Origin of the sequence: Jatrophihabitans sp. GAS493 (assembly GCF_900230215.1) — a bacterium.
Classification (GTDB): domain Bacteria; phylum Actinomycetota; class Actinomycetes; order Mycobacteriales; family Jatrophihabitantaceae; genus MT45.
In genome coordinates this window covers 2,623,000-2,649,628 of the sequence record NZ_LT907982.1, presented here as the reverse complement: position 1 = coordinate 2,649,628, position 26,629 = coordinate 2,623,000, and the positions used below count along the sequence as shown (strand labels likewise).

The 26,629-nt window shown below is 66.2% G+C and carries 26 protein-coding genes and 1 tRNA gene; 11 read left to right on the top strand and 16 right to left on the bottom strand.

Annotated elements, in window-relative coordinates; all coding sequences use genetic code 11:
* Positions 1–72: 72 nt before the first annotated feature.
* From CPH63_RS12435 to CPH63_RS12425, 3 genes are all read right to left on the bottom strand, one after another.
* A complete protein-coding gene (locus CPH63_RS12435; protein WP_096303244.1) occupies positions 73–312 on the bottom strand; it encodes a hypothetical protein in 240 nt (79 codons plus the stop codon).
* Between the two features lie 224 nt (positions 313–536).
* Positions 537–1,310: an HNH endonuclease family protein gene (locus tag CPH63_RS12430; protein WP_096303243.1), complete on the bottom strand. Its 774-nt coding sequence runs from the start codon at positions 1,308–1,310 to the stop codon at positions 537–539.
* 27 nt (positions 1,311–1,337) lie between these two features.
* Positions 1,338–2,612 (bottom strand): MFS transporter, encoded by a 1,275-nt coding sequence (locus CPH63_RS12425; RefSeq protein ID WP_096303242.1) that lies wholly within the window; start codon positions 2,610–2,612, stop codon positions 1,338–1,340.
* A gap of 165 nt (positions 2,613–2,777) precedes the next feature.
* Here CPH63_RS12425 and CPH63_RS12420 point away from each other — a divergent pair, with 165 nt between their 5' ends.
* Positions 2,778–3,458 carry an NADPH-dependent F420 reductase gene (locus CPH63_RS12420; RefSeq protein WP_096303241.1) on the top strand — a complete coding sequence of 227 codons (681 nt, stop codon included), beginning with the start codon at positions 2,778–2,780 and terminating at the stop codon, positions 3,456–3,458.
* 6 nt (positions 3,459–3,464) lie between these two features.
* Here the strand turns inward: CPH63_RS12420 and map are convergent, their stop codons facing one another.
* A complete protein-coding gene (gene map, locus CPH63_RS12415; protein ID WP_096303240.1) occupies positions 3,465–4,235 on the bottom strand; it encodes a type I methionyl aminopeptidase in 771 nt (256 codons plus the stop codon).
* Positions 4,236–4,347: 112 nt separating this feature from the next.
* On the opposite strand from map, the gene CPH63_RS12410 reads away from it, so the two are divergent.
* On the top strand, positions 4,348–4,650 hold the full coding sequence (locus CPH63_RS12410; RefSeq protein ID WP_096303239.1) for a helix-turn-helix domain-containing protein: 303 nt from the start codon (positions 4,348–4,350) through the stop codon (positions 4,648–4,650).
* 35 nt (positions 4,651–4,685) lie between these two features.
* Here CPH63_RS12410 and CPH63_RS12405 read toward each other — a convergent pair whose 3' ends face one another.
* The 3 genes from CPH63_RS12405 to CPH63_RS12395 form a co-directional block, all read right to left on the bottom strand.
* Positions 4,686–5,066, bottom strand: a complete 381-nt coding sequence (locus CPH63_RS12405) for a VOC family protein (RefSeq protein ID WP_096303238.1) — start codon at positions 5,064–5,066, stop codon at positions 4,686–4,688.
* 64 nt (positions 5,067–5,130) lie between these two features.
* On the bottom strand, positions 5,131–5,649 hold the full coding sequence (locus CPH63_RS12400; RefSeq protein ID WP_096303237.1) for a hypothetical protein: 519 nt from the start codon (positions 5,647–5,649) through the stop codon (positions 5,131–5,133).
* Entirely contained in the window at positions 5,646–6,944 is a 1,299-nt protein-coding gene (locus CPH63_RS12395) for a serine/threonine-protein kinase (RefSeq protein ID WP_157749510.1), read from the bottom strand. Before CPH63_RS12395 ends, CPH63_RS12400 begins: the two co-directional genes overlap by 4 nt.
* Before the next feature lie 319 nt (positions 6,945–7,263).
* Here CPH63_RS12395 and CPH63_RS12390 point away from each other — a divergent pair, with 319 nt between their 5' ends.
* From CPH63_RS12390 to CPH63_RS23715, 5 genes are all read left to right on the top strand, one after another.
* On the top strand, positions 7,264–8,004 hold the full coding sequence (locus CPH63_RS12390; protein ID WP_096303235.1) for an alpha/beta fold hydrolase: 741 nt from the start codon (positions 7,264–7,266) through the stop codon (positions 8,002–8,004).
* A gap of 656 nt (positions 8,005–8,660) precedes the next feature.
* Positions 8,661–9,200 (top strand): hypothetical protein, encoded by a 540-nt coding sequence (locus tag CPH63_RS12385; RefSeq protein ID WP_197704329.1) that lies wholly within the window; start codon positions 8,661–8,663, stop codon positions 9,198–9,200.
* 615 nt (positions 9,201–9,815) lie between these two features.
* Positions 9,816–10,091, top strand: coding sequence for a hypothetical protein (locus tag CPH63_RS12380; RefSeq protein ID WP_096303234.1), 276 nt, complete (start codon positions 9,816–9,818; stop codon positions 10,089–10,091).
* Positions 10,092–10,881: 790 nt separating this feature from the next.
* Positions 10,882–11,667 (top strand): SGNH/GDSL hydrolase family protein, encoded by a 786-nt coding sequence (locus CPH63_RS12370; RefSeq protein WP_096305116.1) that lies wholly within the window; start codon positions 10,882–10,884, stop codon positions 11,665–11,667.
* A 641-nt stretch (positions 11,668–12,308) separates the two neighbouring features.
* Positions 12,309–12,737, top strand: coding sequence for a tyrosine-type recombinase/integrase (locus CPH63_RS23715; protein ID WP_371364940.1), 429 nt, complete (start codon positions 12,309–12,311; stop codon positions 12,735–12,737).
* 68 nt (positions 12,738–12,805) lie between these two features.
* Here CPH63_RS23715 and CPH63_RS12360 read toward each other — a convergent pair.
* Both CPH63_RS12360 and CPH63_RS12355 read right to left on the bottom strand, forming a co-directional pair.
* Positions 12,806–12,879: transfer RNA gene (locus tag CPH63_RS12360), tRNA-Met, on the bottom strand.
* A 100-nt stretch (positions 12,880–12,979) separates the two neighbouring features.
* Entirely contained in the window at positions 12,980–15,985 is a 3,006-nt protein-coding gene (locus tag CPH63_RS12355) for a UPF0182 family protein (protein WP_096303231.1), read from the bottom strand.
* Positions 15,986–16,125: 140 nt separating this feature from the next.
* Here CPH63_RS12355 and CPH63_RS12350 point away from each other — a divergent pair, with 140 nt between their 5' ends.
* Positions 16,126–16,671, top strand: coding sequence for a PPA1309 family protein (locus tag CPH63_RS12350; protein ID WP_096303230.1), 546 nt, complete (start codon positions 16,126–16,128; stop codon positions 16,669–16,671).
* Positions 16,672–16,734: 63 nt separating this feature from the next.
* On the opposite strand, the gene CPH63_RS12345 is transcribed toward CPH63_RS12350, so the two are convergent.
* The gene (locus CPH63_RS12345) at positions 16,735–17,766 is read right to left on the bottom strand and encodes a PDZ domain-containing protein (RefSeq protein ID WP_096303229.1); all 1,032 of its coding nucleotides are present in this window, start codon (positions 17,764–17,766) and stop codon (positions 16,735–16,737) included.
* A 9-nt stretch (positions 17,767–17,775) separates the two neighbouring features.
* On the bottom strand, positions 17,776–18,111 hold the full coding sequence (locus CPH63_RS12340; protein WP_096303228.1) for a hypothetical protein: 336 nt from the start codon (positions 18,109–18,111) through the stop codon (positions 17,776–17,778).
* Between the two features lie 252 nt (positions 18,112–18,363).
* Here CPH63_RS12340 and CPH63_RS12335 point away from each other — a divergent pair, with 252 nt between their 5' ends.
* Complete coding sequence (locus CPH63_RS12335; protein WP_096303227.1) at positions 18,364–19,758, top strand: zinc-dependent metalloprotease; 1,395 nt, start codon at positions 18,364–18,366, stop codon at positions 19,756–19,758.
* A 38-nt stretch (positions 19,759–19,796) separates the two neighbouring features.
* Here CPH63_RS12335 and CPH63_RS12330 read toward each other — a convergent pair whose 3' ends face one another.
* A complete protein-coding gene (locus CPH63_RS12330; protein ID WP_241895636.1) occupies positions 19,797–20,492 on the bottom strand; it encodes a M48 family metallopeptidase in 696 nt (231 codons plus the stop codon).
* Between the two features lie 205 nt (positions 20,493–20,697).
* Between CPH63_RS12330 and CPH63_RS12325 the strand changes: the two genes are divergently transcribed.
* Complete coding sequence (locus CPH63_RS12325) at positions 20,698–21,744, top strand: hypothetical protein (RefSeq protein ID WP_157749509.1); 1,047 nt, start codon at positions 20,698–20,700, stop codon at positions 21,742–21,744.
* On the top strand, positions 21,741–23,102 hold the full coding sequence (locus CPH63_RS12320) for an AarF/ABC1/UbiB kinase family protein (protein WP_096303224.1): 1,362 nt from the start codon (positions 21,741–21,743) through the stop codon (positions 23,100–23,102). Before CPH63_RS12325 ends, CPH63_RS12320 begins: the two co-directional genes overlap by 4 nt.
* A gap of 88 nt (positions 23,103–23,190) precedes the next feature.
* Here CPH63_RS12320 and CPH63_RS22295 read toward each other — a convergent pair whose 3' ends face one another.
* The 4 genes from CPH63_RS22295 to CPH63_RS12305 form a co-directional block, all read right to left on the bottom strand.
* The gene (locus CPH63_RS22295) at positions 23,191–23,364 is read right to left on the bottom strand and encodes a hypothetical protein (protein WP_157749508.1); all 174 of its coding nucleotides are present in this window, start codon (positions 23,362–23,364) and stop codon (positions 23,191–23,193) included.
* Positions 23,365–23,417: 53 nt separating this feature from the next.
* Positions 23,418–23,762 carry a WhiB family transcriptional regulator gene (locus tag CPH63_RS12315; protein WP_096303223.1) on the bottom strand — a complete coding sequence of 115 codons (345 nt, stop codon included), beginning with the start codon at positions 23,760–23,762 and terminating at the stop codon, positions 23,418–23,420.
* Between the two features lie 162 nt (positions 23,763–23,924).
* Positions 23,925–24,290 carry a hypothetical protein gene (locus CPH63_RS12310; protein ID WP_157749507.1) on the bottom strand — a complete coding sequence of 122 codons (366 nt, stop codon included), beginning with the start codon at positions 24,288–24,290 and terminating at the stop codon, positions 23,925–23,927.
* A 163-nt stretch (positions 24,291–24,453) separates the two neighbouring features.
* Positions 24,454–26,505 (bottom strand): ATP-dependent helicase, encoded by a 2,052-nt coding sequence (locus tag CPH63_RS12305; RefSeq protein WP_197704328.1) that lies wholly within the window; start codon positions 26,503–26,505, stop codon positions 24,454–24,456.
* Positions 26,506–26,629: the final 124 nt, after the last annotated feature.

Genomic DNA, 26,629 nt, shown 5'->3' with positions numbered 1-26,629 from the left:
TCATCGTCTGAGTCATCCCTGACTGACCAACGACATTCGACAGCGGTCAGACGACCTGATCACCGCGCCGATTCACGGCACAGTGCGAGCGTTGGAGACGCCCAGAGTGACGGTCGTCGTTCCGGCCGGCGCCGGCAGTATCTTCGCCCGGTAGGCCACGATCACGGTCGTGCCCGGGGCGAACTCGACGGCGTGCACACCGGTCGTGGGTGGCTCATAGACGACCGTCTCCAGGGTCGCGCTGAAGTGTCCGCCATCGCCGTCGGCGGCGTCGGTCAACGGTCCCTCGTTCAATCCAGCCAGCTGCGTCATGGCGCCGGCCCGGTATTGGGTGTTCCGCGGTATCACGTCGCGAGCGGTGGCGAGTTACCCTGGCTCAAATTGCGAAAGACACGGTCTGTGGCGGTGGCTGCAGGCTGACTCATCGGGGCACCTCCGGTGCGCATCATGTCAATGGGCTTCGGGCTGGCTGTGTTGCTCCTCAGCTACTGCACCCATGCCCGGACCCAGCGCCATCCCGGGCCGGACTGGACATCTCAGGTGATGGGGGTTGCCCACTGCGCCGCAGTGGGCAGCGGCTGCCCCGGGCAGCCGCTGAGGACCGCGCCCATGGCCGCCTTCTCCGCGGCGGTCACCCACAGGTGGTAGCTCTGCTTCACCGCGACCTGGCGGGCGACATAGGTGCAGCGGATGGCCTTGTTGGGCGGCAGCCACGATGCTGCGTCACTGTCCCCCTTGGCAGCATTGGTCGGGCCGTCCACCGCCCAGAGGTTCGACGGGTCATTGGCCAGATTGGTGCGCTGCGTCGCCGAGAGCTGCTGCGCTCCGGTCTGCCAGGAATCCCCGAGGGCGACGACATGATCGATCTGCACTGCAGTGCTCGTCCTGACTCCTCGGGTGAAGGCGATCGTCCGGCCGGTGTAGGGGTCGTGCAGCGAACCAGCGAGCACGGTGCAGCCGTGGGTGGCGGCCTTGATCTGAACCGCGGTCAGGTCGCGGCGCAGCACATCGTTACGGGTGTCGCAGCCGTTGTGGCCGCCCTCGACACTGACCGCATCCGTCCACGCCGGCCCGAACATGGCCCGACTGTAGCCAGTCATCGGGGCCCGCCCCTTCACCGGAAGCGTCGCCAGTGCGTTGGCCGCCGAGCCGCTGAGTGCCGGCACGGTAGCCGCGGTAGAGGCTTCAGGTGCCGTGACACTGCGCTGCGCTTCGGGCAGCGCAGTAGGTTTGCAGGCCACCAGAACAACGGCGCAGAGCGCGGTGACCGACACCGCCGCAACACAATGGCCTCGTCCAGCGATCCTCATGCCGCCATCCTGCACGAATTCCCGGGGTTACCTGACGTCTGGGGTAAGACCGTCGGTTGCGGACACCGCTTCGGGCAGCTCAAAGTCTGACACCGCTGCCTCGTCCCGCCATCGAGGCAGCAGGAGTGGGCTGGCGAGAATGGTCAGCCCGGCAATCGCGAGGGCCACGCGTGGACTGGAGGCAGTGGCGAGCAGTCCGCCGAGGGCGGTACAGACGGCAATGGCCAGCTGCTGACCGATAGACCAGGCCGACAGCGTGCGCGCCACCCGGCCAGGAGGTGTGTGCACAAGCCGGTACGTGGCGAGCACAGGTGTGTAGAGGCTCATGCTGACGATGATCGCGAACTCGACGAACATCACGATCGCGAGACCGACAACGCCCGGACGGACGAAGGCTAGACCAATTAGCCAGATGGCTCGCAGCGTGCCGACGTTCCGGAAGACCCAATGCTGCCCGAATCGCGCGACGACCCGGGGCGCCAGCCGGGAGCCGATCAGCCCGCCGAGGCAGGGGGCGGCGAAGGCGAGGCCATACTGCCACGGCGGAAACCCGAGGTCGCGGAGCATCAGCACGGCGAGCAGGGGCTCGGTCGCCATGATAAGTCCGCCGACCAGCATGTTGTTGAGATAAAGGGGCCGGAGCACGGGATGGGTCAGGATGTGCCGCCAGCCGTCGAGAAGTTCAGCGGCCCGGACCCGGCTCCGATCGGCCCGCTGTGGGCATTCCTCCCGCCCACGGATCGCCGCTATTCCAAGCGCGGAGAGGAGATAGCTGCACGCGTCGAGGACCACCGTGATGACCGGGCCGAAGAGGGCGATCGCGGCCCCGCCGAGCGGCGGCCCGACCGCTATGGAACTCCAGTTGGTGGACTCGAACCGCGCGTTGGCGACGAGTAGATCATCCGCCCGGACGATGCTTCTGAGGTAGGACCCACTAGCCGCGTTGAAGGCGATCTTTGCGGTGGCGACCACGGCCGAGACGACCAGCAGTTGGGGAAAGGTGAGGCGGCCGAACGCGTACGCGACCGGGATACTGATCATCACGGCGAAGCGCGACACATCCATCGCGATCATCACCGGCCGCTTGGCGCGGAACTCGACCCACGGGCCAATCGGCAAGGCCATCAGGGCACCAATCGCCGGCCCCACCGCCGAAAGCGCGGAGACCTGTGCGGGACTGGAATGCAGCACCAGCACGGCGATCAGCGGAAGCGCGCCGAAGCCCAGCCCCGAACCGTAGGCACTCACCGCGTAGGCCGTCCAGAGCCAGCCGAATTGACGGCCCAGCGGTCGTCGAGCCACTAGTACCAGGCACCTTCCGCTCGACCTGTCGCGCCGTTGACCCACCGATTAAACCGAGACTGCAGTGCCGGATCAATTAGCCGCGCGGGGGCGGCGGCACTTCGACGACGGGGCCGAACGGCAACCCGTCGGAATTCGGCCCTCGACTCCGAGGTTGGCCCTGTCATGACTACCTGGGGCTTCATCGGAAGCGGACATATCGGCAGTACAGTCGCCCGGCTTGCGGTGGCGGCTGGTCACGACGTTGTGATGAGCAACAGCCGCGGCCCGGATACCCTCGCTGAACTCGTCGATGGTCTCGGCGAACACGCCCGGGCCGTCACGGCGACGCAGGCCGCCGAGCTCGGTGATGTCGTCGTCGTCACGATTCCATTCAAGAACTATCCTCAGGTGCCGGTGGCGGAGCTGGCCGGAAAGACCGTGATCGACACGATGAACTACTACGCCCAGCGCGACGGCCACTTCGCTGATCTCGACGCTGATTCGGTGACGTCATCCGAGCTCCTGCAGGCGCACCTGCCCGGCTCACAGGTGATCAAGTGCTTCAACAACATCTACTTCCAGCATCTTCGAGACCTGCCCCGCCCAGCCGGCTCGGCTGACCGCAGCGCACTGTCGATCGCCGGCGACGACGCCGCGTCGAAGCACCGATTCGCTGAAGTATTGAATGCGATTGGCTACGACGCCGTTGACCACGGCCCGCTCTCCGAGGGTTGGCGTATGCAGCCCGGTACGCCGGCCTACGGCCTGATGTATGCCGCCGATGAGCAGGACTGGGCCGGCGGCGCGCAGGCGGCCGACGCTGCCGAAGTCGCACGACGGGCGGCGCAGGCCCAGCGCGCGTAGGTGCGTCTAGGCCGAGGTCGTGAGAATCTCGGCGCCGTCGTCGGTGATGGCGATGGTGTGTTCGCTGTGTGCGGTCCGGCAGCCGGTCGCACTCCGCAGTGTCCAGCCGTCGGAATCAGTGACCAGTTGCGCGGTGTCCGCCATGACCCATGGCTCCAGCGCCAGCAGCAGACCCGGACGGAGTCGGTAGCCACGCCCGGGTCGTCCGGTGTTGGAGACATGCGGATCCTGGTGCATGGTCGATCCGATGCCATGGCCTCCGAACTCGGTGTTGATCGGATAACCCGCCTCGGTGAGGACGGTGCCGATGGCATGGGAGATGTCGCCGATCCGGGCATCCGGTCCGGCCGCGGCTATGCCCGCGCTCAACGCGCGTTCGGTTGCCTCGATCAGTGCGACGCTCTGTGCGGGCTTCTGATCCCCCACGATGAAACTGATGGCGGAGTCGGCCGCGATTCCGCCGGTGGTTACGGCGAGGTCAAGGCTCACCAGATCGCCGTTGCCCAGCGCGTAGTCGTACGGGAGCCCGTGCAGGACGGCGTCATTGACGGATGTGCAGATGTAATGACCGAAGGGTCCACGCCCGAAGGACGGGGCGTAGTCGACGTAGCAGGACTTCGCTCCGGCCTCGAGGATCATCGCCTGCGCCCACCGGTCGATGTCGAGCAGGTTTGTTCCGGGTTTGGCCCGACCCTTTAGCGTCTGCAAGACGTGTGCGACCAAGGCGCCGGTCTCCCGGGCTCGCGCCACCTCGGCGGCGTTCAGGATCTCGATCATGGGGCGCCTTCCTAGCGGCCGACAACAGGGCCAACGGGTGACCAGTAGCCGGGCTAACTTGTTGAGCCAATAACTATACCGGCCATACTATCCCGGTACTATAATTCGACCCATGGTCAGACTGCCGCTTACTGCGGCCGAAGTCGAGCGCGGAGCGCGTCTGGGCGCCTTGCTGCGTCTCGCCCGCGGCGAGCGTTCGATACTGGAGATTGCCCTCGCTGCGGGGGTCTCGCCGGAGACCCTTCGCAAGATCGAGACCGGGCGGATTGCGACGCCCGCCTTCCCGACGATCGCCGCACTGGCCGGCATCCTGGACCTCTCGCTCGATGCGGTCTGGGCCGATGTCAACCGGGCCGGGCGCGCTGTCAAGCCAGCTCGAGGTGGTCGCAAGGTCCGCGAGCGGCTGGCCTCCTAGTCGAGCCGGCCGCAATGCGGGCGCCGAGTGCCGGTTCAGTCGGCAGGCGGTTCCCAGAGTTCGATGGCGTTGCCTTCGGGATCGAGTATCCGGGCGAACTGCCCGGTCTCCGCTGAATTCCACTCCGGCTTGACGACGACCTCGATGCCGTCCGCGATCAGTTGCTCGAGCAGAGCAACGAGGTCGCTGACCCGCAGGTTGAGCATGAACTGCTTCTCGACAGCCCAATAGTCGGTTGCCTCTTCGAACGGGGCGAAGACGAGCGGGCCGCCCTGCGCCGTCCAGGACCATTCGTCGGCCGCCCCGGTTCCCTCGGCGGCGCCGGGGCCTACGCCGAGATGCTCCAGGTACCAGGCCTTGAGGGCGTCGGGGTTCTTGGCCCGGAAGAAGATCCCGCCAACTCCTACAACTGGCATTCTGCTCCGCTCCTCGTGACGGGGCGATCCAACGCGCTTGATCGCTCTCGTTGATCAAACAGGATCAGCCATTCCCATTCCCATTCCCATTCCCGTTGCCCTTTCCCTTTCCCTTCTGCTTCGTCGGCTTCGCCGGGGCGGGAGCAGGCTTCGGGTGGGTCGCGGCAGGACTGGGTGCGGCGGGAGTAGGTACGGCCGGACTCGGCGCAGCGAAGGTCGTAGGTGCGGCCGTGCTGACCTTGGGCGCAGCCGGGGAGGTCGGGGACAGTGAACTGACCACGTTGGTCAGGTCAACCCGGACGGCCGCCTCCGCCGACTGAATCGACTGGTATTGGCCATCGCTGACCTTGCCTGCGAGATGGGCGGCGTCAGCGTCTGCAGTGAGCGTCTCGAGCGCTACCCGGGCTCCGGCGGTGTTCCGCGCCGCAGTGGCGACGGCAAGGGCCTGCACGTCACGACGAAGCAGCGTTTGGGTCGCGCTGTCGATGCCCGAAGCGGAGTCGCCTGTGGATCGGCCGCTTGAGCAACCGGCGAGGGCCAGCACCGCCACCACTAGGAGCGCCCGGCCGATGCGTCCACTCATCCGACCGCACCTTCCAGTTGCCTGAGATGGACACCGACGTTCCCCGGCACCGCCGGGTAGCTGGGCTGGGGACTGGATGACGAGCCGGAGGAGGATCCCGGTGATCTGGATGAGGACTCCGAGCGGTTCACCGCGAACACGATCGCGCCGATCAGCACGAGGGATCCGATCGCGACGGTCAACCAGATCCAGGCCGGAGCTCCGAGCCAGCGTCGAGACCACCGCGCCGGCTCGCCGGGCCGGCGGCTATCGCCCCGCTCGTTACCGGAGAGATCGTTACCGGAGAGATCGTTACCGGACTGGTCTGTGCTGGGCAGTGCCGCAAGCAGCTGAGTGCTCCTGGCTGGGTCCTCGACGCCGGCGAGCCGCGCCGTCGCCGACGACGCCAGGGCGGTCGGGTGATCACGGTCGGCCGGGTCGGGGAGGTAAGCCGTGTTCGGCGGCTCGGACCGTTCGATCAGCCCCGCCAGCTGGTGTGCCACGTCGGCGGCGCTCGGACGCGCTGATGCCTCGAATGCGGTCATGGCGGTGAGCAGCTGCCGCCACCCAGCTGGAAGATACGCAGGGATGTCAGGCTGATGACTTAGCCGGGCCAGCGCGGCCTCCACCCCGGGGCCTGGGTAGGCCAGCCGTCCGGTGAGGCATTCGAGGAGCACCAGTCCCAGCGGGTAGACGTCGCTGGCCGGCGTGACCTGCCCGCCCTGGACCTGCTCCGGGCTGAGGTAGTTGGCGGTGCCGACAGTCATCCCAGCCATGGTGAAGCGAGTCGAATCAAGCAGCACCGCGATGCCGAAGTCCGTCAGCTTGGCGCTGAAGGGCGAACCGCCGATGTTCGGGGTGTCCAGTAGAACGTTGGCCGGTTTGATGTCGCGATGAACGATCCCCTTCCCGTGCACGTAGGCCAGCGTCGCCGCCAGCTCCGAGCCCAGAAGGCGCACCTGATCGGGAATCAGCGGTGCTTGCGCGATGCGCTGACCGAGGGTCGGCCCGGTAATCAGCTCCATCACGATGTACGGAGTCGCCTCCGGCCCTTCGTGGACTGATCCAGCGTCGAAGACGGTAACCAGGTTGGGATGCCGTAGCCCGGCCAGCGTCCGCATCTCCGCCTCGACCCGGCGCTGGTCATCGACGGCCGGAGAATCGAACCGGAACACCTTTACCGCAACCGGCCGGTGAAGCAGCTCGTCGGCGGCGGCAAAGACATCAGCCATGCCTCCGCGCCCGACCCGTTCGCGCAGCCGATAACGCGACGCGAGCAGCGCCCCAGTTCCCACCCCAGGGGCGCTGGAGGTCACGATGCCATCCTCGGGCACAGCCGTTCCGTTCTACGCACTCCGCTCACAGGTGGCCGCTCCACGCTGCGTCAGCCCGGAGCCCGTCGCCGTCTGCACCGGCGCCACGAGCGTGGGCCGTGCGGGGTCAGAACTGGTGTCGGGTCTCGGACTGAGGGATCTATGTGGGGATATGCCCACTGCGCCCAGTCTGGAAACATCGCCCACTTCACGCCTTCCAGCACGCGAAGGACGTCCATACTCGCCGAAGCAGTCCGGGCCGTATCTCTGCGAATATTTCGCACGTATTATGGGCCCTCACGGGTGAGCGAAGGGAGAGCCGATGACGTTCGTCCTGGTGTGCGGTGGGGGCTTCTGTGCGAGGTCGTGGGACCGGATGCTCCCGTTCCTCTCCGGCCGATACATCGCAGTGGACTTGCCCGGGCGCGAATCGAGGGCAGCCGTCGATCTGAGGACCGTGACGCCGGACGACTGTGCGCGAGCCATCGTGGCAGATATGGACGCGGCGGAGGTGACCGATGCCGTGTTGGTCGGGCACTCACTCGCCGGCGTCATCGTTCCTCGCGTGCTGGCGATTGCGCCCGAGCGCTTCAAGGCCGCCATCTGCATCGCCGCGATCATCCCCGGCCACGGACAGACGGTGATGGCCACAATGGCACCGGCGACGCGTGCGGCCGTAGTACCGACCATCGCCGGCGGCATCTACCGACCTCGCGGTGGTGCCGGTATCGAGATGCTGTGCAATGACCTCGACGCCGAACAGACCGAGTTCGTCATCGGTTCTCGTACGGATGAATCCGCTCTGCTACTGACCGAGCCGAACGACCTATCCGGACTCACGCCGGCCGTCCCCCGCTGGTACGTCCACCTGACCCGGGATCTAAGGGTCCCGCCTGATCTGCAGGAGCGTTCCAACACCCACTGGTGCGGATACCGGGTTTCGTTGGATACCGGTCACATGGCGATGGTCGCCAAGCCCCTCGAACTCGCGCAGCTCCTTGACGGCATCCGTCGTAACCCACTGCCACCCGAACGGCGACATGCGCCAGAGGCAACTACTTGACCACTGGTTCAAATCGCGACCGGCGTCAACCAGAACCATCAACATTTCGTTAGCACAATGAGCGAAACACGAGCACCGCACACCCCACGCGCGGCGCCAACTTGCTACGGGGCCCCTTGCAGTCCCATGTTTTCAAAGCGATCAGCGCCCGTGCGGAGCCAAACTTCGGAGATCTGGCACGAGGTGAAGGGCGTCGAGCCCGTGAGGACGGACGTCCAGACCTCGCCGTGATTAAGAATTCCAGGAAGATCGCCAGCCTTCTTGAAGACGCTTGCGCCGTCCTCAGCTACTCGACGACTGACTGACCCAGACGGTGTCGCGGCCCAGTTCCGGCCACACCAGTTCATTGACGATGGATATTCCGACCATGGCCATTGGTGGTAGGCCTCCCTTGACCAGAGGAGTGAAGCCCCGGCAAGGACGACCAGCGCAGCGACTCCTGCCAAAGCCGCCCGCGTCCGTGGCCTGCGCACGGGCGGCCGTTGAGCGACCCAGTTCATCGAGCAACCCCCCGAGATGCGATCGACGTAGGACAAGCCAGCATCGTAGCCCGTGGCTGCGTCCAGAAGGGGAGATCATTCGTGCCGGGTGACCCCGTCCCGGCGCCCGCGTGGCAGCGTCAGATTCTCAGAGGTCTCGCACCGAGAGGGCGTTTGATGACGTCACCCCACGACGACGGCAAGGTTCGGGCACCGGCGACCGCAGAATCACCCGTCACGCCGGAACGATCCGAGATTCGGCAGGCCGCGGGGATTTACGGACTCATCGTCACCGCCGCCGTCCTGGCCACGGCCGGCAGCCATCTCAGCACGCTGGCCCTTGAGCTAGCGGTCTTCCTGACCCTCATCGTGTACTGGCTGGCTGAGGAGTACGCGCAACTGGGCGAACACATCAGCGGCGGCCATCTACCAACTTGGCATCACATCGGATCAGCGCTTGTCGCCAAGTGGCCGATGGTCAGCGCTTCCTACATTCCTCTGCTGGCCCTACTCGCCGATCGGCTCATCGGCGGATCGCCGACCACCGCCGCCTACGTCGCTCTCGCCGTCACGGTCGGCATGCTCACCTACTACGGGTGGTCCGCCGGTCGAAACGCCCAGCTCCGAGGACTCTCGCTGTTCCTCATGACCTTCGCCGCCTGCGCGCTGGGCATGCTCATGATCGGCCTGAAGATACTCATCACGCACCTGCACTGAACACCGCTGACCACGTATATCCGGCCTGCGCGCTCTGTCGCCGGCTGGATGCGCTCATTGGCATCTTGACCGCCAACGAGCAAGGGTCCCAGCACCGAAGCACTGAGACCCTCGTACGTACTGCCTTGCATCTGTAGCGGGGACAGGATTTGAACCTGTGACCTCTGGGTTATGAGCAGCTACACCGCCGTTCGGCGTGTCTCTGCCGACGCGCCTGAGGCGGTCGTTTGCAGGAGCGGGACGCACGGGGTGTCCGCCGTATCGCGACCATTTCGAGCCGTCTCGTTGAGCCTCGGTCACACGGTCACGGTGGGCCTCAAGTTCTCGCCCGCGACCTGGAACATCCCGAGTTAGCGAATCGGCGTGCGCGGACTTTCAGAAGGCCGCGCGTCGGGCTCATGTTCGGAACGTGTATGCCGATGTCTCTGGGGCCCCTCCCTGCGGTTGATCCAGATCGCAGCTGTGCCGGCATTGCTCCACAGGTCTCAACTCGCGGCGGAGGCTGACGTGTCGGAAAATATGGATTCACGCGGACGAGAACCGTTACCAGGCGTGTCGTCTATCCGACTAAAATTGATAGGCATCTTTGCGACCGCTGCGGGAGGTTTCGCTGGCATGCCGCTTGCCTTCGAGAGCGCCTTCAACTCTTACGAAACGCTGTATGCCAGCATCGTCCTGGGAGTCGTCTTCACGGCGGTAGCAGTTGGGGTGTCCATTTTCATGATGGGGGCGCGGAAGCAAGCGCGTGAGATCGCCGCCGGATACACAGTGAACGGGCTGGTCGCCGACGGCAGGTCGTGGCTGGTCTGCCGTGACGCGAAAACCCTCGCCATCATTAGTGAACCACCGGTTCAACCCACATCGACCCAGCTCAGCTGGCCACAAGACTAGTGATGATCAATGGGGTCCTGCACTCGGCCGTGAGCTACCCGGCGATGAGCAGAGAGACGGGCGCTTACCTCAGACTGCGGGGAATCGCAGCGGTCTGCGGCCTGTTAGGAACGCTTGCCCTGCTGAGACTGGCCGCGTGGCCGCGGATACTCCGTTTAGATTCCTCGACCGTGGTCGCGGCCGGCGAGGCGGGGGGCCCAGGGGGAACGTTGTCCAGCGATGGCGAGACGTTGACCTGGTGGCCTGACAAGGAAGAACGTAAGCGAGGCGATCAGCCCATGAGTTGGCCGCTAGACCAGGTCCACTGGATGGAAGCGATCAAGATGTGGGACATTGCGGCCGGCCGCGTTATCCGGGTCCAAATGGCAGTCCCTGAAGGCTCCGTAGTCGTTGGAATATTCCACCAGCAGGGAGGGCCTGTTCCGTTCCGGTCATCGTGACGGCATCTCACGATTTCGAGTTCTGGACGCGAGCGTCCACCTGCGTCTGACCCCAGCGATTCCGGGGCTGGCCCGGCGACGCGAACGGGCTTGCACTGGGCCGTTCGGCCCTGGATGAGACTGAAATTTGAGACTCGTCGACCTGGAACATTCCGAGTTCATAAATGGACGCTTACGAGGTTCCAGAGCACTATGTAGCACACCCGAAACCCGGTTGATCCGTCGATGTGCCAGGGGTTGGCCAGGATTCGTCGCAACCGTCAATCTACCGCGCGGGCGACGACCGGATCTGCCGATGAGCGTGAAGTCGCCAGGCCGTCGGCCGAGGTCAGCGGTGACAGAATGTGGTGGTGGCGTCAATCCGGCTCATCGTGTCCCTCGGGAGTTCGTTCGCGGCCGGACCCGGTATCGAGCCCGTTGCCGACGTGGCCGCGATGCGCTCGGAAAAGAACTACGCTCACCAGCTCGCAGAGCGGCTTGGTGCGCGTCTGGTCGATCTCACGGTCTCCGGCGCCACGACAGCGAACGTGCTCGACACACCCCAGCAGACGCTCGGAGGCATCACCTTTCCGCCCCAGACGGACGGGATTCCACGGGACGCCGACGTGGTGACAATCACCGCGGGCGGGAACGATCTCCAGTTCATCGGAGCGATGCTCTACTTCTCCTGGCTCCGTGCCGATCCGGGTGCCCCGATCGTGGCGATGATGGGTACCGAGTACTCCAATGGCGTCCCGCTACCGACTGAGCACGCAATCGAGCGGGCGACCGACGGTCTCGTAACCGTGATCGAGAAGGCGCGCGTGCAAGCCCCGAAGGCTCGGGTGCTGCTCGTCGACTACCTGACCGTGCTCGATGCGGGATCGGCTAGCGCAGTCTCCTTCTCCCAGGAAGAGCTGGACCAGTTCCGCACCATCCAGAACGCCATTGGCCGGGTCTTCCGGGACGCGGCAACCAGAACGGGAGCCGAATTGATCCGCGCTTCAGCTCTGAGCGTCGAGCATGCACTTGGATCTACGGAGCCCTGGGTACAACCGTTTCATCAAGTCCTCGAGCAGACCGGTGGCTCGTTCCACCCGAACGCGGAAGGCATGACGGCCATAGCTGCGCAGCTGGAGCAAGTGCTCAGCTCTTGAGGCCGACCCTGATGGACGGAGTCGATGCGCCATTGCTCGTACCGTCGTTAGCCGGACGTCCGCTCATGCCGCATGGTGCGCGCGGTCCAGGCGCACCCTTGCTATCAGGCATGCAGCGGTTGCCCTAGCTCCTTCGGCCCGATCTTTAGCTAAGGACTGCTGCACTTCCAAACGCGACAGCGGCGAGGACATCCAAGGCAACACCGACCCATTCACCAGCGATGACGAAGCTGACCGCCGCTATAGCGAAGCAGACCGCCACGATGGACTGCCAGGTGGCAGATCGGCGATTGCTTCGGGTTCTGATGTCCGACTGGTCCGGGCTCATCGACGAAGCATGGCACGCGGGCAGCTGGCCAGGTGGACCAGACATGCCGCACAAACGAAGAGCGTCCGTGCTGTCGTCCGCTCAGGCGGCTTTACCCGGCGTTGTTGTGCGCCTTGGCGTGTGGCGCCGATCTCGGCCCAGGAGTACCCGAACTCCCCGCGGCGACCACGGGAATGCGGCGATCGGAGCTGGCCGGATTACATCGGGCGCAAGTTGACCTCGACGAGGGCCTTCTCCGGGTCTGGGACGCCCGCGTTGTTCTTCGCGGGCAGGCCCATGATTCGGATGGTAAACCCATGCCAGCGAGCGCGAAATAGCTCTGGACACGACTGTCGCCGGCCTGAGGGCACTCCTGCTGACGCTCGATGAAGAGCAAGCCGCGTTTGGTCGAGATCATGCAAACACTGGATACCTGATGGTCTGGCCCGATGGCCGGCGCATCCACCCCGACACCGTCACCAGCAGATTCAACCGAGTGATCGACCTAGCCGGCGTACCTCGCATACGTCTGCACGACGTACGACACACGTGTGCCACGCTCGCGATGAACGCCGGGGTTGACCCGAAGCTCGTGAGTGACCGGATCGGTCACGCGAACATGGCCGTGACCCTGCAGATCTACACCCACCGCTCAGTTGGGCTGGATCGATCGATGGCTCAGATGCTGGGCAACCTGATCACGTCATCGCCCGAACCCGCTCCCGCGGAACCAGAGTCTGGTCACGAATCTGGTCACAGTTAGCCGCTTCGAGCCTTCGATGTCGAACATGCAAGAAGCCCGACCCCTTGCGGGATCGGGCTTCTTCGTTGTAGCGGGGACAGGATTTGAACCTGTGACCTCTGGGTTATGAGCCCAGCGAGCTACCGAGCTGCTCCACCCCGCGTCGGTAATTAGAACTCTACCCTACCCCTGAGGCCGCGCTGACCACTCCCCGGCTGACCTCTCAGGAAGAGGCCAGCCGGGGACGGGGCCGGCGACTACAGCTAGGGAGTCTTCGACGCCGAAGTCGGTGCCGACGAGGTCGGGGACGACCCCGATGGCGCCTTCGAACTAGCCGGCGCCGGCGTCCCCCGAGCCGCCAGGTACTCCTGCGTCAGCTGGGCGATCTGCTGCTGGTACAGGCCGATCTGCGACAGGTTCCCACTCTTGTACGCACCCTGCAGATCCGCGAATGCCGTGTCGAGCTGAGTCAGAATCGAATCGATCGACGCGGAGCCGGCCGGCGGCACCGTGGTCGGCGCGGCCGAAGTGGATGGCGGCGATGTGGTCGGCGGGCTCGTCGTCGTCCCCGCGGCCCCGATCCCCTGACCCACCACCGGCTCATTGAGGTTCATCAACGCCATGGCCAGCGTCGTCCCGTAACCGATCTTCCCGCCGTACTCCACCAGTACCCGCTGCAGGATCGGGAAGGCGTTCGCACTGACCCCCTTTACGTAGAGGGGTTCGACGTAGAGGAACGAATCACCCACTGGCAGCGTCAGCAGATTCCCGTGCAGTGGCGTCGAGCCGTTACCGCTGAGCAGGGAGATGTCCTTGGAGATAACGGCGTTCGCGTTGAACGTCGCATACACCTGTTCCGGGCCGTTCACCGACGACCCGCTGGGCAATCGAAGCACGCTGATCTTGCCGTAGTTCTTACCCGGATCACTGTTCACCGATATGTAGGCCGCCAAGTACGGGCGGCCATTCACCTTCATCGGCGTGGTCAGCTGGAACTCCGGCGCCGCCGCGGTGTCCTGCCTGTCGGTCGGGGACGCGGCGAGGACGTAGTACGGAGGCTGGTTGGCGGTGTTGTCCGGGCTGGCCGGGTCAGCCGGCACAGTCCACTTGTCGAGCTGGTTGTAGAACTCGACCGGGTCATCCACGTGATACTGCTGCAGGACCGCCCGCTGAGCCTCGAAGAGATCCTGTGGATACCGCACGTGGGCAACCAGCTGCGGCGGCATCGCCGTCTTGGGCTGGATCAGACCTGGGAATGACTTGCTCCAAGCCTTGATCAGCGGGTCGGTGTTGTCCCACTGGTACAGCTTGACGGTGCCGTCGAAGGCGTCCACCGTGGCCTTCACCGAGTTGCGGATGTAGTTCACCTGATCATCGGGCTGCGCAGCCGTCTTGTCCGCTGTCGTCAGGGAATCCGAGGTCAGCGAGGCCAGCGACTCCTTCTCCGAATAGGGGTACGCCGCCATCGTCGTGTAGGCGTCGACCATCCAGACGATGTGGCCGGTCACGCTGTCGACCACCGGATACGGATCGCCGTCCACCTTCAGGAACGGGGCCGCCTTCTGCACCCGGGCCCGCGGATCACGAACGATCATCACCTTGGCATTGGGCGAGGTGACCGCGTCGTTGAGCAGGAAGTTCGTCTCCTTGTACTTCGAGGCGAAGGCCAGCCGGGTGAGGAAGTTGTCCAGCGGAATTCCCCCGGTGCCGGTGTAGGTCGAGGTCGACCCCTTGCCGTCCGACTCGTGGTCGCCCTTGGCGCCGACGACGACGTAGTCGGTGCCGAGCTCGCCGTAGTAGACCTGCGGAACCTTCAGGTTCAACGGCCCGGTTGATGGGATGTCCTTCTCGGTGTACGTCGTCGGGAAGTTGGTGATGTCCTGATCGGCGGCCGCGGCGACGAACCCGTAACCGTGGGTGTACACCGTGCGCTTGTTGATCCAGTTCGCCTGGTTGCCGGTCAGGTTCTCGGTATCCAGCTCACGTACGCCCACCACGTAGTCACGGGTGGAGACCTTTCCACTGGTCGGATCGGTCAGCGTGTAACGGTCGATATCCAACTTCCCCGGGAAGCCGTAGTAGTTCTGCAGCTGCTGCGTCGCCGCGAAGGTGGACGACACGATGTTCGGGTCGAGGATGCGGATGTTGCTCACCGTCGGGTCGGTGGCGACGATCGAGTCGGTCGACGGATCAGAAGAGGGGTCGAAGGAGCTGTAGGTGACCGTCCCGTTCGGATCGCTGGCGGTATTTGTAACGACGCCGTAGGCCTGTCTTGTCGCCTGGATATTTCGCTCGATATAGACCGCCTCCTTGTCACTGGCGTTCGGCTTCACCGTGAATTGCTGCACGAGTGCCGGGTAGATGCCGTTGATGACAATGCTCAGGATCAGCAGCACCACGAAGGAGATGGCGGGCAGACGAGCGCTCTTGAGCCAGATACTGGCGAAGACCAGGCCGGCGAGAATGATGGCGATCCAGAAGAGAATCGTCTTGGCCGGAAGGGAGGCGTTCACATCGGTGTACGAAGCGCCGGTGACCTTGCCGCGGTCGGAGTAGACCAGGCCGTAGCGGTCCAGCCAGTAGCCGACCGCCTTCAGCAGGATGAAGATGAAGACGAGCACCGTGATGTGCCGACGCGCGGCGATCGAGATCTTCTGCCCCGGCGTCTGCAATCGGATGGAGCCGAAGAGGTAGTGCAGGGCAATCGCGAGGAGCAGCGAGAAGATCACCATGCTGAAGCCGAAGCCGAGCAGAATCCGGAATATCGGGTAGTCGAAGGCGAAGAATGAGATGTCTTTGCCGAACTGCGGATCCTTGATCCCGAAGCTGCCACCGTTGCGCCAGAGCAGCCACGCCTGCCAGTTCGACTGCGCCGACAGCCCGGCGGCTAGACCGGCGAGGACCACCACGACTGTGAAAGCCAGCTTCTTGCGCGATTCCAGGATCACCCGGTAACGCTCGAGGTTCTGCTGCTCAGCCGACATCGGACGAAACGGCGGGCGCAGCACATAGGTGATGATCAGGTTCGCGGCAATCGCGGCCGCCATCAGCAGCCCGAAGACGACCACCAGGGTCGCCCGGGTGAAGAAGATCTTCTTGTAGACGCTGCGATACCCGACTTCACCGAACCAGAGCCAGTCGATGTACACCCCGACGAAGGAGTTCGCGAGGGTGAGGAGCAGGAATACCAGCACCACTACCGAGATGATGATCTTGCCTCGACGCGACAGCGAGACGGCGGGGATCGGCGGCCGCATTACCACGGGCATTGCTCCTTCATAGTCACTGCAGAGGCTCCGCACTCGGATGCCTGCTAGCTAGGACAACGTACCCAGTGACAACGAGGTTCCGTGCGCCGGATCACCGAGCTGAGCACAGCATTTGAGTGGGCATAGGCAATGATGGGGAGGTGACCTCTGCCCAGTGGCAGCTCGACTCGCTCGCTGCCGAAATCGAAAATCATGTATCGACCGCTGGATGGGATCAGGTGCCCCGCCTCTTCGCGATGGTCGCGACACGGGAGCTCGTCGCCTCCGACGCCGGCGCGGCGACGAGTCTCGGCCTCACCGAGGGCGACGAGATCGCCCCGGATGCGCTCACCCCGATCGAGCAGGAGGATCTGCCGACCGGTGATATCGAGCAGATGCTGGCCCAGATCGGCTGGCCGGAGTCCATTCTGGGCTGCGCGCTCTCCCAGGAGATCGTCTTCCTGCCCCCGGAGGCCGACGCCGGGTTCAGTGACGACGCCATCGCCACCGCGGTACTCGAGCACCCGCAACGACGGGAGGCTCGCCTCGTGGTCGCCGTGCTGCGCGATGGCACCGCCTCCTCGATGCTCCGGCTCCGCCCCTCAGCGGGTGGGGCCGACGGGGCGGACGCCGAAGAGGACCTGCTCACCGGTCAGACACTCGCGCCGAACCTGGTCGAGGCATTGCTCGCCACCTTCGCGGAGTAGCGCGTCAGGCCGGCAAACTCGGGTCGCTCAGCAAATTCGGGTCGCTCAGCAAATGCGGGTCGCTCAGCAATGCGGAACCGGCTGCCCCTCCTGCAGCGCCTTGAGGTCCTGTACCGCGCCGTGCAGCGTCTCGACCTTCACCACGTTGAGGCCGTCGGGGATATTGCCCTTCACATCCGAGCAGTTTCCGGCCGGAGCGAGGAAGACGGTGGCTCCGGCCCGGCGGGCGGCGATCATCTTCAGCGCGATACCGCCGATCGGCCCGACCGTCCCGTCCGGGCTGATCTCGCCGGTGCCGGCGATGAATTTTCCGTTGGTGAGATCGGCCGTGCCGACCTTGTCCATGATGCCCAGGGCGAACATCAGACCCGCCGATGGGCCGCCGATCTGATTGCCCAAGCCGAGGTCGACGCCGAACGGGAAGAGGCAGCCCTGTGTCACCACGACACCGAGACGAGGGACCGTGCCGCCGGCCGCCGGTGGGCCCAGCTTGACCTTGGCTGTCTGCTGAACGCCGTTTCGATCGACCACGACGGTCACCACGTCCCCGGCCTTCTTGGTCTTCAGCGCCGCTGAGAGCGCCTCCGGGGTCGCCACCGGCACCCCGTCGACCGAGACGAACTTGTCGCCGCTCTTCAGCTGCCCGGCCGCCCCGAGCGTGGAGTCCACGCTGGAGACACCGAAGCTCTTCGGGTAGCCGAGTTCACAGGCCGCGGCGGCGGTGGCCGAATCCTGGGACTGGCTGAAGTCCTGGGTGTTCTGCTGATCGACCTGCTGCTGCGACTGCCCAGGCGGGAAGATCGATGCCCGCGGAACCACCACCTGATCGTCCTTCAGCCAACCGATGAGCGCCTGCACCGAAGTAATCCGCTGCGACTGTTCGCTCACCGTGGTGAGGTTCAGATGACCGGTGGTGGCCTTGGCCTGACGACCGTTGAGCACGATGATCTGCGCTCCGCTGTTGTCGGTACCGAGGGTGTTGAGCGTCGGTCCCGGGCTCAGAATCACGTATGGGACAGGCAGCGTGAACGCCACGAATCCGAGAAGAATGACGAGAACAGCGCTGGTGACCAGGGTTTTAGTACGACGACTCACCCCAGCACCCTAGCTGGAAGACTCCAGGGTCTCCTGTTTCGCAGGCTCCTCCAGCCCGTCGGGACCATCCTCGGCCGGTTCGTCAGACGCCGCTTCGGGCTCAGTGGGCGACCACGCTGCTGAGTACGCGGCCGGCCGACTCGGCTGTGCCGTGCTGGCTGCGACAGCGCTGAGGGTATCCAGGTATCTGTGATGAGCCTTGATGGCTGAGCCCGCGGCGGGAACACCACGGGCCCGTCCGCGCCACCACATCCACAGCGAGGCAAACAGGGTAATGAGCAGCGGAGCCGCGAGCCAGATGGCCCATGCGTACTCCCCCGACAGCCGCTCGACGAGACCGCTCACCCCGGCGACGCTACCGCTGCGGAGGCGTTCGCTGCTGGCGCAACGCCTCAGGCACGCATTCAATCTGCGGTGCGTTGGCACTAACGTGAGACGAGAAAGTTACGCGCGGCGCCCAGCCGGTCTCTTCGCAGCCCAATTCGCGACGATCACCACGCTGCGAAGCCCAGGCGAACCTGGACCCCGACGGGCTGCCACGGCGGCGATTGCTGCCACCGTCAGTCCGCGCCCACCCACAGCAGAACGAGGTCGACGATGAGCATTCCCTTCGGATTCGGACCCAACAACCCACCCGGCGGCTCCGGCGGCGGGTTCGGCTTTGGCGGTATCGGTGGCGGCGGTATCGGTGGCGGCGGCATCGGCGGTGGCGGTAGCGGCGGCGATGACCTCGCCGGCAAGATTCCGCTCTTCGCGGAACTTCAGAAGTTGCTCTCCTGGAGCGGTGGACCGGTCAACTGGGACCTGGCCCGCCAGATCGCCATCTCCACCATCGCCGCGAACTACCGAGCCGTCACCGACGCCGAGCGGCGCGAGGTAACCGACGCACTACGTCTGGCCGATGTCTGGCTCGATGCCGTCACCGATCTCCCCTCCGGCATCACCACCACCGAGGCCTGGACCCGGGTCGAGTGGATCGAGAAGACCCTGAACGTGTGGGGCGTGCTCTGCGACCCGGTGGCTGAGCGGGTGGTTGCCTCCATGTCGGCCGCCGTTCCGGCCGAGGCGCTGGCCGCGGCCGGGCCCATGGCTGGAGTCATGACCCAACTCGGCGGCCTCATGTTCGGCGCGCAGGTCGGGCAGGGCCTGGCCGGTATGGCCGCGGAGGTGATCGGCTCGACCGACGTCGGCCTGCCGCTGGCCGCGCCGGGTACGGCGGTCCTGCTGCCGGAGAACGTCACCGCGTTCGGCGACGGACTCGAACTCCCGGACGAGGAGGTGCGGCTGTACCTGGCCCTGCGCGAGGCGGCCCATCAGCGCCTCTTCGGCCACGTCCCTTGGCTGCGCCAGCAGCTGCTTGAAGCGGTCGCCGCCTACGCCCGTGGCATCACCATCGACCCGGAGGCCCTACAGCGGGCCATGGGCGAGATCGACCCGACCAACCCCGAGAGCATGCAGAACGCCCTCAACGGCGAACTCTTCACGCCAGCCGACACACCGGCCCAGGAGGCGGCGTTACGACGCCTGGAGACCCTGCTGGCGCTCGTCGAGGGCTGGGTCGACTCTGTCGTCGCGGCGGCCGCCCAGGACCGGATGCCGGGAGCCTCGGCACTGCGCGAGACGTCGCGGCGGCGGCGCGCGGCCGGCGGCCCGGCCGAGCAGACCTTCTCCACCCTCGTCGGGTTGGAGATGCGACCGCGTCGACTGCGAGAGGCCGCGGCACTCTGGTGGGCGGTAACCGAGAAGCACGGGCTCAGTGCCCGCGACGAGCTCTGGTCCCACCCTGACCTGCTCCCCTCCGCTGAGGACCTCGACGACCCACTGGGATTCGCCGAGCGGGTGGGCTCTGACCCGATGGCCGAGCTGGACGTCCCCACGTCCGCTGATCAGATCAGCGGGGCCAGTGACGAACTTCGCCAGCTCGACGAGCCGACCGAGCGCTCCGAGACGAGCGGACCCAAGGACACGGAGCAGCCGCCCCCCTCGGAGTGACGCCGGGTGGCGATACCGACCCCGACAGTTCGGCTAAGTTAGTTAGCTTGTAGATCCCCGCGCCCGCTGTCGGTGGTGTCGTCACCATCTTCGACGATGTCGAGGTGGGCGGCGGCGCTGACCCCGTCGAGGTATCCGCGGGCGCGCTCGGTGCGCGGGTAGTTGGCTACCAGCGCCCAGAACTCCGGCCCGTGACCGGGCACCTGAAGGTGCACCAACTCGTGGACCAGCACGTAGTCGAGCACCCAATCAGGCATCTGCTGAAGCCGTGTGGAGACCCGGATGCTCCCGTCCAGCGGTGTGCAGGAGGCCCAACGGGTGCGCATCGCCGGGACCCAGCGGATTGAAGTTGGGTAGGCCCGTCCGTCGAGGTAGCGCTCACTCAACTGCCGCACCCGGGCCATCAGGGCTTCATCGCTGCTGCGGGAGCGGGAGCGCTGCTGCCGGCGCGCCTCGGTGGCGGAGAGCTGCCCGACCATCTTCTCCACATATTCGCGCTCCTGCGCCCGGCTGAAGCGCTGCGGGATGAGGACGACGATGCGATCCCCGTCGCGGTAGGCCGACACGGTACGCCGGCGCCGGGCGCTGCGCCGTACCTCGACCAGTGGGGTTGCCGCCGGGTCGAAGGCTACGTCGGGAGCGATGTTGAGGCCGGCCGATTGGGCGGAGTAGGCCGATGAGGAGCCGGATGGCGACTTGGGCGGCGAGCCGGATGGTCGGCGGGGTGCGGTCACCTCCCTACGGTAGCGACTGGGTGTGACAGCGAGGCTCACAATCCGCCGGCGCACCGCGCGTGACCTTTCCACATCGATATCCACAGGTGTGGACATCGGGTTGAGGGTGATCCTTCGCGTTTCCTGACCTCTAGCTCATCGAACGATCACAATCCCTGTGGATAACCAAATGCACCGCGGGGGAAAACCTGGGAAAGTGCAACACGTGTCCGACGCCGAACTGGTACTCAACCCGCATGCGAGGGTGCTCTGGCGATCCCCGCACGCGGTTCAAGTCGAGTTGGGCACGCGGCGGGTGATCGTCGACGGGATCGTGCCCCAGGAGGTGGCGTCCCTGCTGCACCGGCATACGCCGCCCGTCACCGAACCCGTCACCGAACCCACTACCGAACCCACGACCGAACCGACCGACCGGATCGACGAGGCCCGCGGCGACCTCGACTCGGCCGGCTTCATGGTCACCGCCTCCGGGGCGTTACGCCACCCCGGGCCACCGCGATTGGAGAGCGAACTGGGCGCCCTGCGGACTCGTCGCGGCGAGAAGGGGGCCGACCTGCTCGGCACCCGCTCCGAACGCATCGTCCTCGTGCAGGGTTCCGGCCGATTGGCCGCCACCATCGGTTCGATCCTGGCCACCGCCGGGATCGGGCACGTCCGGGTCATCGGCGACGGCGTTGTCCGGCTGAGTCACTGCCTTCCCGGGGGGTTGCTCCCGACTGACGAGGGGACCCGGTTCGCCACCGCCGCCACGGATGCGCTGCATCGGTCGGCGCCGGAGGTGAACGCCGGAGTGCCACCGGAGCAGCGTCCGGTCGACCTGGTGGTGCTCGCCGGCGACGGGCTTGTCGATCCGGACGTCGGCTCGGCGCTGCACCGCCTCGGCCGTGCGCACTTGGTCGCGTGGGTCGGTGGTGATCACGCGATCATCGGCCCGACGGTGGTGCCCGGTCTGTCGAGTTGCCTGCACTGCGCCGACCTACACCGGCTCGATCGCGACAGCGCCTGGTCGGCGTTGGCGGCCCAGCTGTCGCTGTCGACCCGGCATCCTCCCCCGTCGGATTCGGCGCTCGCGGTCACAACCTCCGGGCTGGCCGCGCTGCAGGCGCTCGCCTATCTGGACGGTGAGGAGGTCAGCACCATCGATGCCACTCTGGAGCTGCACCTGCCCGACTGGCGGCTGCGCCGCAGAACCTGGAGCGCTCATCCGCGCTGTGACTGCCAGGGACACGATCCGGCGGATTCCGGGCGATGAATACCACACCCCACAGGCCGATGGCCTATGTTGGCAAGGTGAAGGACGGCACCGATATCCCGCAGCGCAGGGTCGCGCGAACGGCCCGTCTGGCTACGCTTCCGTTGGGGGCAGCCGGACGAGCGACGGTCGGAATCGGCAAGCGAATCACCGGCAAATCGGCCGAGGACGTCGCCGCCGAATTCCAGCAGCGCACCGCCGAGCAGCTCTTCACTGTCCTGGGCGAGCTCAAGGGCGGCGCGATGAAGCTGGGGCAGGCCCTCTCGATCTTCGAGGCCGCGCTGCCGGAGGCCTCAGCCGCGCCCTACCGGGAAGCCCTGACCAAACTGCAGGACTCCGCCCCCCCGATGCCGGCCGCGACGATGCACCGGGTTCTCGACGAGCAGTTCGGCAAGAGCTGGACCAAGCGCTTCCAGGAGTTCGACGACACTCCGGCGGCCGCGGCGAGCATCGGACAGGTTCACAAGGCCATCTGGAGCGACGGCCGCGAAGTGGCGGTGAAGATCCAGTACCCGGGCGCCGGGCCAGCGCTCATGGCCGACTTCACCCAGCTCTCCCGCCTGGCCTGGCTCTTCGGGCGGATGTCTCCCGGTATGGACGTGAAGCCGCTCATCAGCGAACTGAAGGAGCGGATCCTCGAGGAACTCGACTACGGGATGGAGGCCGACGCCCAGCGCGGCTTCGCCAAGGCCTACGCCGACGACCCGGACATCCTGGTCGGGCGAGTTGTCGCCAGTGCCCCGAAGGTGCTGGTGACCGAGTGGATCGACGGCACCCCGGTTTCGGAGATCATCGACTCCGGCACCCAGGCTCAGCGTGACCGGGCTGGATATACCTTGGCCTTGTTGCAGTATTCATCGCCGGAGCGCGCCGGTCTGCTGCACGCCGATCCACACCCTGGCAATTTCCGGATCAGTGCCGATGGACGCCTCGGAGTACTCGACTTCGGGGCCGTGGCCCGGCTGCCCAACGGCTCGCCGAAGCCGCTCGGACGGATGACCCGGTTGGCGCTGGACGGGCGCAAGGCCGAGTTGATCAAGGAGATGACCGAGTTCGGATTCATCCGTCCGGGGATCGAACTCGACGCCCAGCAGGTGCTGGACTATCTGCGTCCGATCCTGGATCCGCTGACCGTGGAGAACTTCACCTTCACCCGGGACTGGATGCGCTCCCAGGCCGCGCGGATCGGTGATCCCCGAAACGAGGAGGCCAGGGTCGGGCGGATGTTCAACCTTCCGCCCGACTACCTGCTCCTGCACCGCGTGAGCCTGGGCTCGATCGCGGTTCTGTGCCAGCTCGGCGCGACGGCGCCTTACCGGGCTCTGGCGCAACGCTGGCAGCCCGGCTTCGCCGAATAGTCACCCACCTCCTGCCTGGGGCCACTATTCGGCGACCATTGGCTACCGGCGTTGCGATGCCTACATTTCTTGGATGACTCCGGTTGGCTTAGCGGAGCCGAAGCCGGCTCCGCCAGACCCGAGTGGTGAGCGAGCTACGGCGGTACTGCCGCAGATCGCCCCGCGAACGGGTGCGGGCCACGCCAACGTGCTTGGCCTGCTCCGCTTCGCGATAGCCATCGAGTAGTCGTTCACGCGCCAGTGCGGCGTAAAGCGTGTTCATCTGATCTCTCCTGAAAAGTTGGGTTCCCGCGGTCTGCGGGTGGGCACCTCCGCTCACGCGGCGACGTCCTGGTCGGATTTGCGCGGCCGTCCACGGCCACGCTTGCGGGCGAGCACAACACCGTGGTCGAAGATCTCGCCACCCCAGACGCCCCACGGCTCACGCCGCTCGAGAGCGCCGGCCAGGCAAGCCTGACGCACGGGGCAGTCCTGGCAGAGCGCCTTGGCCGCCTCGAGCTGAACCGGTGTGTCGGCGAACCAGAGGTCCGCGTCGCGGACCTGGCAAGGCAGGTCGGCCGGGCAGCTGGGTGAGAGCGGGTCGAGCACCAGACCCGTGTGGGCCAGTTCCAGCGCGCTCCCAGAGGTGATGTCATCGGTGGGTAAGCAGCTGAGCGTCATGTCGGTCCTTCGGTTTCGTATTCGGTTTCTTAGCGAGTGCTGCGGTTCTTCGAGTGGTGGTCAGCGGGCGGACTTTGGAGGTGCTGCGTTGGAACGGGGCCGAAAACGAAAGAAGGCCGCGGTTCCCAAGTGGGAGCCGCGGCCTCGAAGGTTCGAACCTGATCAAGTGATCAGACTTCGATTCCCTCGAGGCGGGGCGCCGCGCTTGGCAGCCATTGTCGGTGCGATCAGCGCCGACTTGGCAGCGGTGGCGTTGGCCGATGCGTGTCGCGAAGCGGTGACAGTGAATCCATACCCGGCGCCACTGACAGTGGTGCCCTCGTGGATCGACGTGCCTACGCCGGCGAAGCAGGCAACGGCCTGCATATCGCGAAGATCAGCCGGGCGGGTGAAGCCCATTGCGTCGCTGCCTGGCCGCGCTTCGCGACGCCAACCGAAATCTGCCCCCACGGTCGGCGAACCGAACGCGCTCAGCTGGGCAGACTTCGGCTGGAAGTCAAGGTCAGCGAACATTCCTGAGTTCTTCATGGGGGCACCTCCTTCGGTTGGTCAGGCACTGCGAGCAGCGCCGCAGACGCGCTTTCGCGTCGTGCTTCAAAGAGAGGCTATCCATCATCCGCGGACAGCGCAATCGAATTAAATCGAGAAACTTTTCGCGCCGTGTTCGCAGATCCTCGTGCCGCTTCGGCGATCAGCTGACCGCTACCGGGCCGACCTCTTCCGGGGTGCCGCCGGCCAGGACGGCCAGAATCGGCTCCGCATAGCGATCCAGTTTGGCCGGCCCCACGCCGGAGACCGCTGCCAGGGCACTGCGCGATGTCGGAGCAACGTCGGCTATCGCCACCAGCGTGGCGTCAGAGAAGACAACAAAAGCCGGCACTTTCTGGGCGTCGGCCTGAATCCGACGCCAGGCTCGCAGCCGGCCGAAGAGCTCGGCATCATTGGCCTCGACGGCGACTGCCTTCTTCTTCGAACGGGCCTCGACCGCCGCTGACGAGCTGGCCGGGCGTAGCCCGTCGAGGAAGCGACTCGGTCGCCGCCCCCGGCGCTGCCCGGGACTGCGAGCCAGCGCCCAGGAGAGGGCCAGCTGCTCGCGGGCGCGGGTGATCCCCACGTAGAGCAGCCGCCGCTCCTCAGCGACCTGATCGTCGGTGGTGGCGTGCGAGATCGGCAGGGTGGTGTCGGTGAGCCCGACCAGGAAGACGGCATCCCACTCCAAGCCCTTCGCCGAGTGCAGCGAGGAGAGCGTCACCCCCTGAACGGTCGGGGCGTGCTGGGCCGAGGCGCGCTGATCGAGCTCCTCCACCAGCTCCACCAGGTGCGCCTGCGGGTTCGTGGCGATCAGATCGTCGGCCAGGCTCACCAACGCAGCGAGCGACTCCCAACGCTCGCGGGCGCTCCCCCCGGTCGGCGGCGCGTCCGGGTGCCAACCGGAGCCGGCCAGTACGCCGCGGACCGTCTCGGTCAGCGGAAGCTCTCGATCATCCGAGCGGGCGGCGCCGCGCAGCAGCAGTCGGGCCTCGCGGATCTCCGGGCGGTCGAAGAAACGCTCGCCGCCGCGCAACACGTACGCCACTCCGGCCCCGGAGAGTGCCTGCTCATACACCTCAGACTGAGCATTGATCCGGAAGAGGACGGCGATCTCGGCCGGGGGTGTTCCCTGCTCGATCAGCCGTCGACAGGCCGCCGCGACCGCCGCCGCCTCCGCCGGTTCGTCGTCGAACTCAGTGAACGTGGGCGGCGGGCCGTCCGGGCGCTGCCCGATCAACCGCAGTCGGGTGCCGTTGCCGGAGATCGGCGCTGAACCGGCCTGCGGGCTGGACCTCGGCGTCGGCGCCGAGGCGACCAGCCGGTTCGCCAGCTCCACCACCTGCGGCGTCGAACGGTAGTCACGCTCAAGCTTCACGACCACGGCCTGCGGGAAGCGCGCGGTGAACCTCAGCAGGTGCTGTGGGGTGGCTCCGGCGAAGGAGTAGATGGTCTGGTTCGCGTCGCCGACGACGCAGAGATCGTCCCGGTCACCGAGCCAAGCGTCGAGGATCCGCTGCTGCAGCGGCGAGACGTCCTGGTACTCGTCGACGACGAAGTGCCGGTAGCGGGAACGAATCTCCTCGGCGACGTCCGCGTGCTGCTCGATCGCCCCAGCCATGATGAGGAGCAGATCCGCGAAGTCCAGCTGCCCGGCGCGGCGCTTGGACTGTTCGTACTCGGCGTACACCTGCGCCACCACGGCGGGGGTGAGTGGTGGTTGGCGCCCGGCGGCCAGGGCCCGCTCGGGATAGTCCTGCGGGGCGGCCAGCACCGCCTTGGCCCAGTCGATCTCGGCGGCGAGGTCACGGACCTCGGCCCGATCACTGCGCAGCCGGGTTCGGGCCGCCGCATTGGCGACGAGCCGGATCGTGTTCGGGACGACCTCAGGCATCTCCCCGCCCAGCACCCGGGGCGAGAAGTAACTGAGCTGACGGAGGGCGGCGGCGTGGAAGGTTCGCGCCTGCACCCCGTGCGCCCCGAGGGTCCGCAGCCGGGTGCGGAGCTCGCCGGCCGCGCGGGCGGTGAAGGTGAGGGCGAGCAGCTGCCCGGCCGGCACCGCCTCGCTTCCTACCGCGTAGGCGATCCGATGCGTGATCGCTCGGGTCTTGCCGGTGCCGGCGCCGGCCAGGATGCAGACGGGCCCCCGGACGGCTTGGGCCGCCTCACGCTGTTCGGCGTCCAGACCGTCGAGCACGCTTCGGGAATGGGTCACCCCGCGATCCTGCCAGCGTGGTGCGACAACTTCTGCACCCGCCTTGGCCGGAGTGACGCACTCGGCGGCAAATTCGCGGTCAGTTTCGCTTTCGGCGGAAGAACCCGCCCGGCGACGGTGTTGT